The 16,053-nt window shown below is 54.3% G+C and carries 13 protein-coding genes and 2 tRNA genes; all 15 read right to left on the reverse strand.

What is annotated here, in order from left to right:
* Positions 1–194: GTP-binding protein (locus ACRC1E_RS07125; RefSeq protein WP_438514418.1), on the reverse strand; the 194-nt coding region annotated here is incomplete at its 3' end.
* 69 nt (positions 195–263) lie between these two features.
* Positions 264–2,360 (reverse strand): elongation factor G, encoded by a 2,097-nt coding sequence (gene fusA, locus ACRC1E_RS07130; RefSeq protein ID WP_438514419.1) that lies wholly within the window; start codon positions 2,358–2,360, stop codon positions 264–266.
* A gap of 27 nt (positions 2,361–2,387) precedes the next feature.
* Complete coding sequence (gene rpsG / locus ACRC1E_RS07135; protein WP_438514420.1) at positions 2,388–2,858, reverse strand: 30S ribosomal protein S7; 471 nt, start codon at positions 2,856–2,858, stop codon at positions 2,388–2,390.
* A gap of 103 nt (positions 2,859–2,961) precedes the next feature.
* Positions 2,962–3,333: a 30S ribosomal protein S12 gene (gene rpsL / locus ACRC1E_RS07140; RefSeq protein ID WP_124735787.1), complete on the reverse strand. Its 372-nt coding sequence runs from the start codon at positions 3,331–3,333 to the stop codon at positions 2,962–2,964.
* Between the two features lie 158 nt (positions 3,334–3,491).
* The gene (rpoC, locus tag ACRC1E_RS07145; RefSeq protein WP_438514421.1) at positions 3,492–7,688 is read right to left on the reverse strand and encodes a DNA-directed RNA polymerase subunit beta'; all 4,197 of its coding nucleotides are present in this window, start codon (positions 7,686–7,688) and stop codon (positions 3,492–3,494) included.
* 54 nt (positions 7,689–7,742) lie between these two features.
* Positions 7,743–11,918, reverse strand: a complete 4,176-nt coding sequence (rpoB, locus tag ACRC1E_RS07150; protein ID WP_438514422.1) for a DNA-directed RNA polymerase subunit beta — start codon at positions 11,916–11,918, stop codon at positions 7,743–7,745.
* A 152-nt stretch (positions 11,919–12,070) separates the two neighbouring features.
* On the reverse strand, positions 12,071–12,436 hold the full coding sequence (rplL, locus tag ACRC1E_RS07155; protein ID WP_438514423.1) for a 50S ribosomal protein L7/L12: 366 nt from the start codon (positions 12,434–12,436) through the stop codon (positions 12,071–12,073).
* Positions 12,437–12,473: 37 nt separating this feature from the next.
* Positions 12,474–12,971, reverse strand: a complete 498-nt coding sequence (gene rplJ / locus ACRC1E_RS07160; RefSeq protein ID WP_438514424.1) for a 50S ribosomal protein L10 — start codon at positions 12,969–12,971, stop codon at positions 12,474–12,476.
* A 78-nt stretch (positions 12,972–13,049) separates the two neighbouring features.
* A tRNA-Thr gene (locus ACRC1E_RS07165) sits at positions 13,050–13,124 on the reverse strand.
* A gap of 168 nt (positions 13,125–13,292) precedes the next feature.
* Positions 13,293–13,988: a 50S ribosomal protein L1 gene (gene rplA, locus ACRC1E_RS07170; RefSeq protein WP_438514425.1), complete on the reverse strand. Its 696-nt coding sequence runs from the start codon at positions 13,986–13,988 to the stop codon at positions 13,293–13,295.
* A 1-nt stretch (position 13,989) separates the two neighbouring features.
* Positions 13,990–14,421 carry a 50S ribosomal protein L11 gene (gene rplK / locus ACRC1E_RS07175; RefSeq protein WP_438514426.1) on the reverse strand — a complete coding sequence of 144 codons (432 nt, stop codon included), beginning with the start codon at positions 14,419–14,421 and terminating at the stop codon, positions 13,990–13,992.
* A gap of 97 nt (positions 14,422–14,518) precedes the next feature.
* A complete protein-coding gene (gene nusG / locus ACRC1E_RS07180; protein ID WP_438514427.1) occupies positions 14,519–15,052 on the reverse strand; it encodes a transcription termination/antitermination protein NusG in 534 nt (177 codons plus the stop codon).
* A 2-nt stretch (positions 15,053–15,054) separates the two neighbouring features.
* Positions 15,055–15,408, reverse strand: coding sequence for a preprotein translocase subunit SecE (gene secE, locus ACRC1E_RS07185; RefSeq protein WP_438514428.1), 354 nt, complete (start codon positions 15,406–15,408; stop codon positions 15,055–15,057).
* A 63-nt stretch (positions 15,409–15,471) separates the two neighbouring features.
* Positions 15,472–15,547, reverse strand: a tRNA-Trp gene (locus ACRC1E_RS07190).
* Positions 15,548–15,560: 13 nt separating this feature from the next.
* A partial coding sequence (locus ACRC1E_RS07195; protein ID WP_438514429.1) for an EF-Tu/IF-2/RF-3 family GTPase occupies positions 15,561–16,053 on the reverse strand: 493 nt, incomplete at its 5' end.

Raw genomic sequence — 16,053 nt, forward strand, 5'->3', positions numbered from 1 at the left:
GTATTAATGGTAATACCACGTGCCTTTTCTTCTGGCGCGCTGTCGATCTGGGCATAACCCTTGGCTTCGCCACCAAACTTCTTCGACAGGATGGTAGTGATAGCAGCGGTCAGGGTTGTTTTACCGTGGTCAACGTGACCGATGGTACCAACGTTTACGTGCGGCTTAGTCCGCGAAAACTTTTCTTTTGCCATTTTGCAAAATTCCTTCATTAAAGAACATCAAACCAGACTGGCCCGGCGGGCCAGCCTTAGCGCGCACAATTACTTCTTGGCGTTCATGACCGATTCAGCAATATGCTTAGGTGCTTCCGAGTAATGCTTGAACTCCATGGAGTACGTAGCACGACCCTGGGTAGCGGAACGCAGATCGGTGGAGTAACCGAACATCTCGGCCAATGGAACTTCGGCCTTGATCTTCTTGCCACCCAGACCATCATCATCCATACCCAACACGATACCGCGACGGCGACTCAAGTCACCCATCACGTCACCCATGTAGTCTTCCGGCGTTTCCACTTCCACAGCCATCATCGGCTCGAGAATGCATGGGCTAGCGCGGCGCATGGCTTCTTTGAACGCCATGGAACCAGCCAGCTCAAACGCGATCTGCGAGGAGTCAACATCATGGTAGGAACCGAAGGTCAGACGCACAGTCACGTCAACCACCGGGAAGCCAGCAAGAATACCGTTGTTCAGGGTGTTCTGAATACCCTTGTCAACGGAAGGAATGAATTCGCGAGGAATCACACCACCTTTGACTTCGTCAAAGAACTTGTAGCCATTACCTTCGCCAGACGGCTCCAGCGTAATGACTGCGTGACCGTACTGACCCTTACCACCCGACTGCTTGACGTGTTTACCGTCAACGTCAGTTACTTTCTTGGTAATGGTTTCACGGTAAGCGACTTGAGGTGCGCCCACACCCGCTTCAACACCGAATTCGCGACGCATACGGTCTACCAGAATTTCCAGGTGCAATTCACCCATACCGGAAATAATGGTCTGACCCGATTCTTCATCGGTACGCACACGGAAGGAAGGATCTTCCTTGGCCAGACGGTTCAGGGCAACGCCCATCTTCTCCTGGTCAGCCTTGGTCTTAGGCTCGACGGCAACGTGAATCACCGGCTCAGGGAACTCCATACGCTCCAGAATAATCGGCGCGTCCAGAGCACACAGGGTTTCACCCGTAGTCACATCCTTGAGGCCAATACCGGCAGCGATGTCACCCGCGCGAACTTCAGTGATCTCGATACGATCGTTAGCATGCATCTGGACGATACGGCCCATACGCTCTTTACGGTCTTTAATCGAGTTCAGGATAAAGTCACCCGAGTTAACCACACCCGAGTACACACGGAAGAATGTCAGCTGACCAACATACGGATCATTCATCAGTTTGAATGCCAGCGCAGAGAACTTCTCTTCGTCGGAAGCGTGACGAACAGCAGGCTGACCGTCTACTTCACCAGCGATTGGAGGCACATCCAGTGGCGATGGCAGCAGCTCAATCACGGCATCCAGCATACGCTGAACGCCCTTGTTCTTGAACGCGGAGCCACACAACATAGGCTGGATCTCGCAACGCAGCGTACGCAGACGCAGACCATTGACGATTTCTTCTTCGGTCAGCTCTTCGCCGCCCAAATACTTATCCATCATCTCTTCGCTAACTTCAGCGGCTGCTTCGACCATCTTCTCGCGCCACTCTTCAGCAAGCGCCTGAAGATCCGCCGGGATTTCGCCGTATTCGAACTTCATCCCCTGGGAAGCTTCATCCCAGATGATGGCCTTCATTTTCAGCAAATCCACAACGCCCTGGAAGCCTTCTTCTGCACCGATAGGTACAACGATAGGCACCGGATTGCCGCGCAAGCGCGTCTTCACCTGCTCAACCGCACGGAAGAAGTTGGCGCCTTGACGGTCCATCTTGTTCACGAATGCGAGACGCGGGACTTTGTATTTGTTGGCCTGACGCCAAACGGTTTCCGACTGCGGCTGAACACCACCCACAGCGCAATAAACCATTACAGCACCATCCAGCACACGCATAGAACGCTCGACTTCAATAGTGAAGTCAACGTGACCCGGGGTATCAATAATATTGAAGTGATGCTCCGGATACTGCAGGCTCATGCCTTTCCAGTACGTCGTGGTCGCAGCGGAAGTGATGGTAATACCACGTTCCTGCTCCTGCTCCATCCAGTCCATGGTGGCGGCACCGTCGTGCACTTCACCGATCTTGTGGTTTACGCCTGTATAAAACAGGATACGTTCGGTGGTAGTCGTCTTACCAGCATCAATGTGAGCCGAGATGCCAATATTACGATACCGCTCAATGGGGGTTTTCCTAGCCACGGCGACAACCTTCTCTTGAACGTTAAATTAGAAACGGAAGTGCGAGAATGCCTTGTTGGCTTCAGCCATACGGTGCACTTCGTCACGTTTCTTCATTGCGCCGCCACGGCCTTCGGCCGCATCCATCAACTCACCGGCAAGACGCAGATCCATGGATTTTTCGCCACGCTTACGCGCAGCATCACGCAACCAGCGCATTGCCAAAGCCATACGGCGGGATGGGCGAACTTCAACAGGGACTTGGTAGTTAGCACCACCGACACGGCGGCTCTTTACTTCCACCATAGGCTTGGCATTGGAAATAGCGGTGTTGAAAATTTCAACAGCATTCTTGCCGGTTTTCTTTTCAATCTGGGCCAGCGCGCCGTAGATGATACGTTCAGCGACAGCTTTTTTGCCGTCGATCATTACAACGTTCATAAACTTGGACAGATCCTGGCTACCGAACTTTGGATCCGGCAACACGTCACGCTTGGGGACTTCTCTGCGTCTTGGCATTTCAATTCCTTAATTCTATTCAGTTGAGCATTAGCTCATGACCACCCAATGGAGTGATCACTTACTCGACAGCCGCGAGGACTGCCTAATAGGTCCTAAGTGATTACTTAGGACGCTTAGTACCGTACTTGGAACGGGACTGCTTACGATCTTTCACGCCTGCGGTATCCAGCGAGCCGCGAACGGTGTGGTAACGCACACCTGGCAAGTCTTTTACACGACCGCCACGGATCAGGACTACGGAGTGTTCCTGCAGGTTGTGACCTTCACCGCCGATGTAGGAGATGACTTCAAAACCGTTGGTCAGACGCACCTTGCACACTTTACGCAGAGCCGAGTTAGGCTTCTTTGGAGTGGTGGTATAGACACGAGTGCACACGCCGCGCTTTTGCGGGCAAGCCTCAAGTGCCGGAACCTTGCTCTTCGCCACAGCGGCCAGACGACCCTTGCGAACGAGTTGGTTAATAGTTGGCATGACTATCAATTTCCCTGTTGATAATAAAATAGGCAGCAAGCCACCTAAGGACGCGAGATTATATTTTAGTCACCGCCCAGCGTCAATGAAGAAAAGCCGTCAACCCAATGTTACCCATTGAATTAACGGCTTTTTCTAGTCAGAAGCTAGACAGTGGCTTATTCGCCGCTCTCTACCGCTGGCTCGTCAACCAAGCCCGTGAACATGTGCTCGGGACCATTATTCAGCCCGAGATTCTCACGGCGGCGGTTGCGATGGTAAGCAAGGCCAGTACCTGCCGGGATCAAACGACCCACAATCACGTTTTCCTTCAGGCCGCGCAAATCATCGCGCTTGCCCATGATTGCAGCCTCGGTCAGCACTCGGGTCGTTTCCTGGAAGGAAGCGGCCGAGATGAACGAGTCGGTCGACAAGGAAGCCTTGGTAATACCCAGCAGCACGTTATCGTGTTGAGCCGGCTCTTTACCCTCTTCAAGCATACGGGCATTCGCCTTCAGGAACTCGGCACGCTCAACCTGCTCGCCCTGAATGAAGCTGGTATCGCCGGAATCGGTAATCAGCACACGACGCAGCATCTGGCGAATGATCACCTCGATATGCTTGTCGTTAATCTTCACGCCTTGCAGGCGGTAAACTTCCTGCACTTCCTGAACGATGTAGCGTGCCAATGCCTCGATACCCTGCAGACGCAGGATGTCGTGCGGATCAACCGAACCGTCAACAATGGTTTCACCCATATTGACCACCTGACCCTCGTGCACCAATACGTGCTTATCCTTGGAAATCAGGGTCTCGTGAGCCAGACCTTCCATGTCGGTAATCACCAGGCGCTGCTTGCCCTTGGTGTCCTTACCGAAGGAAATAGTACCGGTCACTTCGGCCAACATACCCGCGTCCTTAGGCGAACGGGCTTCGAATAACTCGGCTACGCGTGGCAAACCACCGGTAATGTCTCGGGTCTTGGTCGATTCCTGCGGAATACGCGCCAGCACCTCACCCTTACCCACTTCCTGGCCATCACGTACGGTAATAATGGCGCCAACCTGGAAGGAAATCGATACCGAGGCATCGGAACCGGTCAGCTTCACTTCATTACCGAACTCGTCCAGTAGCTTGACCAATGGACGCAACATCTTGGACTGCGAAGAGCCGCGACGCTTAGGATCAATCACCACCATAGACGACAGACCGGTCACTTCATCCACTTGCTTCGCGACCGTAGAACCCTCTTCCACGTTCTCGAACTTCACGCGACCGGTGTACTCGGTGATGATAGGACGGGTGTGCGGATCCCACGTAGCCAGCACTGCGCCCGCCTTGATCAGATCGCCATCCTTCACCACCAGAGTGGCACCATACGGTACTTTGTGACGCTCGCGTTCACGGCCGGCATCATCATGAATCACCACCTCGCCGGAGCGGGTGATCACAATCAGCTCGCCCTTGGAGTTGGCGACATAACGCATCTGGGCAGAGAAACGCACTGTACCGTTGGACTTACCTTCAACCTGGCTGGCCGCTGCATTTCGCGAAGCCGCACCACCAATGTGGAAGGTACGCATGGTCAGCTGGGTACCCGGCTCACCAATCGACTGGGCTGCAATCACACCGACAGCTTCACCGGCATTGACACGCTTACCACGCGCCAGATCACGACCGTAACACTTGGCACACAGGCCATAGTGCGTATCGCAGGTAATCGCCGTACGGACTTTGACTTCGTCGATGCTATGGCTATCGATCAAGTCCACCATCGCTTCGTCCAGCAAGGTGCCGGCTTCGATGACGGTTTCATTGGTCGATGGATCAATAACATCGGTAGCAGTAACACGACCCAAAATACGGTCGCGCAATGCTTCGATGACGTCACCACCTTGCACCACAGCCTTGGTCACGAAGCCATTGCTTGTACCGCAATCATCCTCGATGACCACCAAGTCCTGCGTCACATCCACCAGACGACGTGTCAGGTAACCGGAGTTAGCTGTCTTCAGCGCCGTATCCGCCAGACCCTTACGGGCACCGTGGGTCGAGATGAAGTACTGCAGAACCGTCAGACCTTCGCGGAAGTTCGCAGTAATCGGCGTTTCGATAATCGAACCGTTAGGCTTGGCCATCAGGCCTCGCATACCGGCCAACTGCTTGATCTGGGCAGCGGAACCACGCGCACCGGAGTCGGCCATCATGTAAATCGAGTTGAACGATTCCTGATCGACCATATTACCGTGCTTGTCCAGCACCTTCTGCGTGGACAGGTTATCCATCATCGCCTTGGCGATCTTGTCACCGGTACGACCCCAGATATCCACGACCTTGTTGTAGCGCTCGCCATTGGTCACCAGACCCTGACGGTACTGCGCTTCAATTTCTTTGACTTCCTTGGTCGCTTCGGCGAGCAGTTCGGTCTTCTTGGTCGGGATTTCCATATCGTCCACGCAGATCGAAATACCGCCGCGGGTCGAATAGGCAAAACCGGTGTACATCAACTGGTCGGCGAAGATAACCGTATCGCGGATACCGCAACGACGGAACGACACATTGATCAGCTTGGAAATTTCTTTTTTCTTCAACGCCTTGTTGACGTGCTCGAAGCCCAGACCCTTAGGCAGGATTTCCGACAGGATGGCGCGGCCGACGGTGGTTTCATAACGCTTCATCACCGGCTGGAACTCGCCCTGCTCGTCTTTTTCCCACTCTTTCAGGCGTACTGTAATACACGTCCCGAGCTCAACCTGGCGGGTGCCATAGGCACGCTGCACTTCGGACACATCGGCAAATTTCATGCCGTCATTCATGCCGTTTACCTTGCTGCGGGTCATGTAATACAGACCCAGCACGATATCCTGCGACGGCACGATGATAGGCTCGCCGTTGGCAGGCGACAGTACGTTGTTGGTGGCCAGCATCAGGGTGCGGGCTTCCATTTGCGCTTCCAGGCTCAGCGGTACGTGTACCGCCATCTGGTCACCGTCGAAGTCGGCGTTAAACGCCGCGCAGACCAGTGGGTGCAGCTGAATGGCCTTACCTTCGATCAGCACCGGCTCAAACGCCTGAATACCCAGACGGTGCAGCGTAGGCGCACGGTTGAGCATGACCGGATGTTCGCGGATCACGTCTTCCAGAATGTCCCACACTTCCGGCACTTCCTGCTCGACCAGCTTTTTGGCAGCCTTGATGGTCGAGGCCAGACCCATAACTTCCAGCTTGTGGAAAATGAAGGGTTTGAACAGCTCGAGCGCCATCTTCTTCGGCAGACCGCACTGATGCAGACGCAAGGTCGGGCCCACGGTAATCACGGAACGACCGGAGTAGTCCACGCGCTTACCCAGCAGGTTCTGACGGAAACGACCGCCCTTACCCTTGATCATGTCAGCCAGAGACTTGAGCGGACGCTTGTTGGCGCCGGTCATGGCCTTGCCGCGACGACCGTTATCCAGCAGCGAGTCCACCGACTCCTGCAGCATGCGCTTTTCGTTGCGTACGATAATGTCCGGCGCACGCAGCTCCAGCAAACGCTTGAGACGGTTGTTGCGGTTGATGACCCGGCGATACAGATCGTTCAGATCGGAAGTCGCAAAGCGGCCACCATCCAGCGGCACCAGCGGGCGCAGCTCAGGCGGCAATACCGGCAGCACTTCCAGAATCATCCATTCCGGCTTCATACCGGAACGCTGGAATGCCTCCAGCACCTTCAGGCGCTTGGCGATCTTCTTGATCTTGGTGTCGGAGCTGGTCGCGCCCAGTTCATGGCGCAGTTTCTCGACTTCCATCGGCAGGTCGAGTTTTTTCAGCAGCTCACGCACGGCTTCCGCGCCCATCAAGGCGGTGAATTCGTCACCATGCTCATCCTGCATGTCGAGGTAATCTTCCTCGGTCAGCAGTTTGCGCGACTCCAGCGGAGTCATGCCCGGGTCGGTCACTACGAACGCTTCGAAGTACAACACGCGCTCGATATCGCGCAGCGTCATGTCGAGAACCATACCCAGACGCGACGGCAGCGATTTCAGGAACCAGATGTGCGCAACAGGCGAAGCCAGATCGATATGACCCATACGCTCGCGGCGCACCTTGGACAGCGTCACTTCAACGCCGCATTTTTCGCAAATTACACCGCGGTGCTTGAGGCGTTTGTACTTCCCGCACAAGCACTCGTAATCCTTTACCGGCCCGAAAATACGCGCGCAAAACAGACCGTCGCGTTCAGGCTTAAAGGTACGATAGTTGATGGTTTCAGGCTTCTTGACCTCACCGTACGACCAGGAACGGATCTTGTCGGGGGAGGCGATGCCGATCTTAATCGCATCAAACTCTTCTTCTTGCGTAACTTGCTTAAAGAGATCGAGCAGAGCTTTCATTGCGTCTCCATTCAGGCGACTGGCGCGGGATCAATGCCCGCGCCGTCATACCTATCAATAACGTTCCAGATCGATGTCGAGGCCAAGCGAGCGGATTTCCTTCACCAACACATTGAAGGATTCCGGCATGCCAGCTTCGATCTTATGTTCGCCCTTGACGATGCTTTCGTACACTTTGGTACGGCCAATCACGTCATCGGACTTCACAGTCAACATTTCTTGCAGCGTATAGGCAGCGCCATACGCTTCCAGTGCCCACACTTCCATCTCACCGAAGCGCTGACCACCAAACTGCGCTTTACCACCCAGCGGCTGCTGGGTCACTAGCGAGTAAGGGCCGGTCGAACGGGCATGCATCTTGTCGTCAACCAGGTGATGCAGCTTCAGATAGTGCATCACGCCTACCGTCACCTTGCGGTCGAAGGCTTCACCGGAACGACCGTCAAACAAGGTCATCTGTGTTTTAGACTCGTTAAAGTCCAGCAACTTGGTGTGCTCGTCATCACTTGGATAAGCCAGATTCAGCATCTGGCGAATCTCGGACTCTTTGGCACCATCAAACACAGGGGTAGCGAAAGGCATACCACGGCGCAGATGCTCAGCCAGACTGCGAACCTCAACATCAGACAGGCCGGCAATATCTTCCGGCTTGCCCGTACTGTTGTACACCTGCTCCAGATAGGCACGCAGATCATCAACCGAACGCTGTTCCTTCAGCATGCGATTGAAACGCTCGCCGATGCCTTTACCCGCCCAACCCAAATGAACCTCGAGAATCTGACCGATGTTCATACGCGAAGGTACGCCCAGCGGGTTCAGTACGATGTCTACCGAGCGACCATCCGCCATATACGGCATGTCTTCAACCGGCAGAATGCGCGAAACCACACCCTTGTTACCGTGACGACCGGCCATCTTGTCACCCGACTGCAGGCGACGCTTCACGGCGATATACACCTTGACCATCTTCTGCACGCCCGGCGGCAGTTCGTCGCCCTGGGTCAGCTTGCGCTTCTTGTCTTCGAACTTGAGATCGAATTCTTCACGCTTGAGCGACAGGCTTTCCTTGATCATCTCCAGCTGCTTGGCGACTTCTTCATCCGCCATGCGGATATCGAACCACTCATGCTTGGATGGCAGCTCATGCAGATATTCGGCGCTGACTTCGGTACCCTTGGCCAAGCGCTTAGGACCACCATTAGCCGCCTTGCCGATCACCAGACGCTCGATACGACTGAATGCATCGTGCTCGAAAATGCGCAGCTGGTCGTTCAGGTCGAGGCGATAACGCTTCAACTCGGCATCGATAATCGACTGTGCACGCTTGTCGCGATCAATGCCTTCGCGCGTAAAGACCTGCACGTCAATCACGGTACCGATCATGCCGGTTGGCACGCGCAGGGAGGTGTCCTTCACATCGGACGCCTTCTCACCGAAAATCGCACGCAGCAATTTTTCTTCCGGCGTCAGCTGGGTTTCACCCTTAGGTGTCACCTTGCCGACCAGTACATCACCTGCCACCACCTCGGCACCGATATAAACGATACCGGCTTCATCCAGCCGGCCCGCCATACGCTCGGACAGGTTAGGGATGTCGCAGGTAATTTCTTCCGGCCCCAGCTTGGTATCACGGGCAACAACCGATAGTTCTTCGATATGGATCGAGGTGTAGCGGTCTTCGGCGACCACACGCTCGTTGATCAAAATCGAGTCTTCGAAGTTGTAGCCGTTCCACGGCATAAAGGCGATGGTCATGTTCTGACCCAGAGCGAGCTCGCCCAGATCGGTCGATGCGCCATCAGCCACCACATCACCACGGGCAATCACATCGCCCACGCTCACCAGCGGGCGCTGGTTGATATTGGTGTTCTGGTTGGAACGGGTGAACTTGGTCAGGTTGTAGATATCCACACCGACTTCGCCCGCCGTCGCCTCGGCATCGTTAACGCGCACCACAATACGTGTCGCGTCGACATAGTCGACTACGCCGCCACGACGTGCAATCACGGTAGTACCCGAGTCGATAGCAACCGCACGCTCGATACCGGTACCAACAAACGGCTTTTCAGGACGCAGGCAAGGCACCGCCTGACGCTGCATGTTCGCACCCATCAGGGCACGGTTTGCATCGTCATGCTCCAGGAACGGAATCAGCGAAGCTGCAACCGATACCACCTGCCCCGTCGCCACGTCCATGTACTCGACACGGTCAGGCGTTGCCAGAATGGTTTCACCCGTCTCACGGCAAGTTACCAGCTCGTCGGTCAGGCTGCCGTCTTCATCCAGCGTGGCGTTAGCCTGCGCAATCACGTAACGGCCTTCTTCGATGGCAGACAGATAGTCGATCTGCATCGTTACCTTGCCGTCGATCACGCGACGATAAGGCGTTTCCAGGAAGCCGTATTCATTGGTACGCGCATAAACCGATAGCGAGTTGATCAGGCCAATGTTCGGACCTTCCGGCGTTTCGATCGGGCAAACACGGCCGTAATGCGTAGGATGCACGTCACGCACTTCAAAGCCGGCGCGTTCGCGCGTCAAACCACCGGGCCCCAGTGCCGATACACGGCGCTTGTGGGTAATCTCGGCCAGCGGGTTGGTCTGGTCCATAAACTGCGACAGCTGACTCGAACCAAAGAATTCCTTGATCGCAGCCGATACCGGCTTGGCATTAATCAGGTCATGCGGCATCAGATTATCGGACTCGGCCTGATTCAGGCGCTCCTTCACTGCACGCTCGACACGCACCAGACCCGCGCGGAACTGGTTTTCGGCCAATTCGCCAACGGAACGCACACGACGGTTACCCAAGTGGTCGATATCGTCCACATCGCCACGACCATTGCGCAGCTCAGTCAGGATCGCGATCACCGACACGATGTCTTCGGTCGACAGAATGCCCGACGTAGAGTCCTTGAACGCGGCAAACTTGTCGCCGACCAGACCCTTGAACCACTCCGGCGACTTGTCGTCGAATTTGTAGTCGTAGGTACGGGTATTGAACTTCATACGGCCGACACGCGACAGGTCGTAAGTGTCTTCGTTGAAGAACAGACGCTGGAACAATGCCTCGACCGCATCTTCGGTTGGCGGCTCACCAGGACGCATCATGCGATAGATGGCGACACGAGCCTGCAACTGGCTTTCGACATCATCAGAACGCAGAGTCTGCGAAATATACGCACCCTGATCCAGATCATTGGTGTACAGCACCTGAATTTCTGGTACGCCATGAATATCCAGCTTGGCAACCAACTCTTCAGTAATTTCTTCGTTGGCGCGCGCCAGAATCTCGCCGGTTTCCGGATTAACGGCACTCTTGGCCAGAATCTTGCCAAACAAGGTATCAAACGGCACATCAATGCTGTCGACACCGGCAGCGACCAGATCACGCACCGTTTTAGCGGTGATGCGCTTGTCTTTGGCAACAATCAGCTTGCCATCTGCAGCCACAATATCGGACTTGGCGAGTTCGCCTTTCAGACGCTCGGCCACCACCTGCATACGAACACCATCTTCGGTCAGATAGAAGGTGTCGAAGCTGTAGAATTCGGACAGGATTTGTTCAACGCCATAACCCAGCGCCTTGAGCAAAATGCTGACTGGCATTTTACGGCGGCGGTCGATACGGAAGAACAGATGGTCTTTCGGATCGAATTCAAAGTCCAGCCATGAGCCACGGTAAGGAATCACGCGGGCAGAGAACAGCAATTTTCCGGACGAATGGGTCTTGCCCTTATCGTGCTCGAAAAACACACCAGGAGAGCGGTGCAACTGCGAAACGATGACGCGTTCAGTCCCGTTGATGATAAAAGAGCCGCTGGTGGTCATGAGTGGAATTTCACCCATGTACACTTCATTTTCACGGACTTCCTTGATCACCGGCTTGGACGACTCTTTATCCAGAATTGTCAGGCGGATACGGGCGCGCAAAGGTGCTGCGTAGGTAATGCCACGCAGTTGGCACTCCTGAACGTCAAACGGTGGCTCGCCCAATACATAATGGACAAAATCGAGATAGGCATATCCATTGTGGCTATGGATAGGAAAAATCGATTTAAAAGCCGCCTGCAGCCCCGCATCCTTGCGCTGATCCAAAGGCACACCCAAGTGCAGAAAATCGGTGTACGAATCGATCTGGGTCGCCAACAGGAAGGGGACATCGAGAACACTGGCACGTTTCGCAAAGCTTTTACGAATCCGCTTCTTCTCAGTAAACGAATAACTCATAGAGTCTCCATCGAGGTGTGGTGGCGCAAGTAACCAAAAGTCAACAGCCACGCTCGGGATGCTGGCTTTTAGTGACTAGGCACTTTCCCACCACAAGCGCAATAAGGCTGGCGGATTCCTCCGCCAGCCCCGTCAATCTTCCGGTAGGAAGATTACTTGATTTCAGCTTTAGCACCAGCGTCGGTCAGCTGCTTCAGCACGTCGTCGGCTTCAGCCTTGGAAACGGCTTCTTTAACGGTCTTAGGAGCGCCGTCAACCATGTCTTTGGCTTCTTTCAGGCCCAGACCGGTCAGTGCACGAACAACCTTGATCACGTTAACTTTCTGGTCGCCAGCAGCGGTCAGAACAACGTCGAACTCGGTCTTCTCTTCAACAGCAGCAGCAGCAGCTGGGCCGGCAACGGCAACAGCAGCAGCGGAAACGCCGAACTTCTCTTCGAACGCCTTAACCAGGTCGTTCAGTTCCATAACGGTCAGACCAGCAACTGCGTCAAGAATTTCTTCTTTGGTAATAGCCATGTGAAAATCTCCTGAAATCTATTTAAATCAAATTGGGTTAAGCAGCTTCGGCTTGCTTTTGCTCTGCCAGAGCGGCCAGGCCACGGGCAAAGCCGGACACTGGAGCCTTCATGACATAGAGCAGCTTGGACAGCAGTTCTTCGCGACTTGGGATCAGGGCCAGCTCAGCAACCTGAGCGGCATCCAATACTTTGCCATCGTAGGAACCTGCTTTGACAACAATTTTGTCGTCAGCCTTGGCGAACTGATGCAGTACTTTAGCGGCAGCAACCGGATCTGCAGAAATACCATAAACCAGAGGACCGACCATTTGGTCAGCCAGACCGGCAAATGCGGTATCAGCTACAGCACGGCGAACCAGCGTGTTCTTCAGAACGCGCAGGAATACGCCCTGCTCACGCGCCTGAGCGCGCAGCTTGGTCATACTACCAACCTCAATACCCCGATATTCGGCGATAACGAGCGTCTGTGCATCCACCAGCTGGGCGGATACTTCGGCTACGACCGCTTTTTTATCTTCAAGATTGAGACTCAAGGTCTACCTCCTAAACTGAAATGAGATGGTTTCCCACCTCGCTTTGCAGCGGCGACCTATTCAGGAGACATCATATAATGGTGCCCATGGGCGGAATTGAACCGCCGACCTCTCCCTTACCAAGGGAGTGCTCTACCCCTGAGCTACATGGGCCTCAAACAGAAGCCTACTTACGGATACACCATCTGCGTAGGTTGCTGTCACCAGCCATTAAGCCTTGCGGCACCTACGGTCTTTGACAATCTGGCAAGGACAAAAGCCCGCCAGCCCAAAGCCTTGCACAGGCAGACCTGACGGTCTGCCTGATTCAGCACCTAAAAATCAGGCGCTGAGCGATGCAACATCGACGCGAACGCCAACACCCATCGTGCTAGATACGGCAATTTTCTTCAGGTATACGCCTTTGGCTGCAGCAGGCTTGGCTTTCTGCAAGGCATCAACCAGCGCGCCCAGGTTTTCACGCAGCGCGGCTTCTTCGAAAGAAGCACGGCCGATAGTCGCGTGAATGATACCTGCCTTGTCGGTACGGTACTGAACCTGACCTGCTTTAGCGTTCTTAACGGCTTCAGCAACGTTAGGCGTTACGGTACCAACCTTAGGGTTAGGCATCAGGCCGCGCGGGCCCAAGATCTGACCCAGTTGACCGACAACGCGCATCGCGTCAGGGGAAGCGATTACGATATCAAAGTTCAGATTACCAGCCTTAACCTGCTCGGCCAGATCTTCAAAACCAACGATCTCGGCACCAGCAGCCTTGGCGGCTTCGGCGTTAGCACCCTGAGCGAAGACAGCAACACGAACCGACTTACCGGTACCGCGTGGCAGCACAACCGAACCACGAACAACCTGGTCGGATTTACGTGGGTCAACACCGAGGTTTACCGAAATGTCGATAGACTCGTCAAACTTGGCGGTCGCTGCACCCTTAACCATGGCAATAGCCTGGTCAACGACGTACAGTGCGTTGTGATCAACGCTAGCCTTGAGGGCTTTCAGACGCTTGGAAATTTTAGCCATGTTACACACCCTCCACAATCAGACCCATGGAACGGGCGGAACCTGCGATGGTACGCACGGCAGCATCCAAGTCACCAGCAGTCAGATCTGGCTGCTTGGTCTTGGCGATTTCTTCCAGCTGAGCACGGGTCACCTTGCCTACCTTGTCGGTATTTGGCTTGGCGGAACCGCTCTTCAGGCCAGCGGCCTTTTTCAGCAGGATCGAAGCTGGAGGCGTCTTCATCACGAAGGTGAAAGACTTGTCCGCAAAAGCGGTGATAACCACTGGAATTGGCAGACCTGGCTCCATGCCTTGGGTCTGGGCGTTAAACGCCTTACAGAATTCCATGATATTCAGGCCACGCTGACCGAGCGCCGGGCCGATTGGTGGCGAAGGGTTTGCTTTGCCAGCAGGCACTTGCAGCTTAATAAAGCCGATAATCTTTTTTGCCACAATAAACTCCTAAATGGGTATAGCGCGGACAACAAATCCGCTCCCCAACGAGAGCGCGTGATTATACACACACTTACTCAAACAACCAAATGAAAAATCAGAGCTTTTCCACCTGGCCAAAATCCAGTTCTACCGGTGTATCACGACCGAAAATCTGCACCGATACGCGCATTTTGTTGCGCTCGTAGTTCACTTCGTCAACAGTCCCGTTAAAGTCGTTAAACGGGCCGTCAATCACACGCACGCGCTCACCCACCTCAAACAGAACCTTAGGACGCGGCTTCTCCACACCCTCCTGCATCTGCTGCATGATGGACTCGACTTCTTTTGCCGAGATAGGTGCAGGGCGGTTAGCCGTACCACCAATAAAACCGGTGACCTTAGGCGTACTCTTAACCATGTGCCAGCTATCGTCAGTCATTTCCATCTCGACCAACACATAACCCGGGAAGAACTTGCGCTCGGAAATCGAACGGCGACCATTTTTCATGTCGACAACTTCTTCTACCGGCACCAGCACCTGGCCAAACAGATCAGCAATATCCGAACGGTCAATACGCTCGCGCAGTGCTTTTTGCACGCTTTTCTCGAAGCCGGAATAAGCGTGAACTACATACCAACGTTTCGCCATAATTAGCCCCGCTTCAGAATGATATCGTAGAAAAACCAGGTCAGAGACGAGTCAACCAACCACATGAACAGCGCCAGCACCAACACAAAAACGAATACCATACCCGTCATTTGCGTAGATTCCTTGCGCGTCGGCCATACCACTTTCTTGGCCTCAGCGACAGAATCGTGCGCATAAGCGACAAACTCTTTGCCCGGTGTAGAAACCCACACCACGCCAGCCGCCAACGCAAGCCCGGCCATAAACACCAACGCCCGCAACAAGCCTTGCGCTTCGGGTACGAAATAGAAACCAGCAACGCCAGCCGCAACTAGCAACGCGGCCAACACTAGTTTGATCTTGTCTTGCATGTCCATTTGATTTTCTCAGTGCATATGCGACAAAAGACTAACCGGCGAAATTCGCCGGTTAGTCTTATTTGGCAGGCCAGGAGGGTCTCGAACCCCCAACCCTCGGTTTTGGAGACCGATACTCTACCAATTGAGCTACTGGCCTATAACCTTTTCAATCAAGCAATAATCTTTGCAACCACACCGGCACCAACCGTACGACCACCTTCGCGAATCGCGAAGCGCAGACCGTCTTCCATGGCGATCGGAGCAATCAGTTCAACCGTGATGGACACGTTGTCACCAGGCATCACCATTTCCACGCCTTCCGGCAGGGTTACAGCACCGGTCACATCCGTAGTACGGAAGTAGAACTGCGGGCGGTAATTGGCGAAGAATGGAGTGTGACGACCACCTTCGTTCTTGCTCAGTACGTAGATCTCACCGGTAAACTTGGTGTGAGGGGTAATGGAACCCGGCTTGGCCAGAACCTGACCACGCTCTACGTCTTCACGCTTGGTACCACGCAGCAACACGCCTACGTTGTCGCCAGCCTGACCCTGATCCAGCAGCTTGCGGAACATTTCCACGCCGGTACAAGTGGTCTTAACAGTGTTCTTCAGGCCAACGATTTCGATTTCTTCGCCGACTTTAACGATACCGCGCTCAATA

This window comes from Craterilacuibacter sp., from assembly GCF_051659485.1.
Lineage (GTDB): Bacteria > Pseudomonadota > Gammaproteobacteria > Burkholderiales > Chromobacteriaceae > Craterilacuibacter.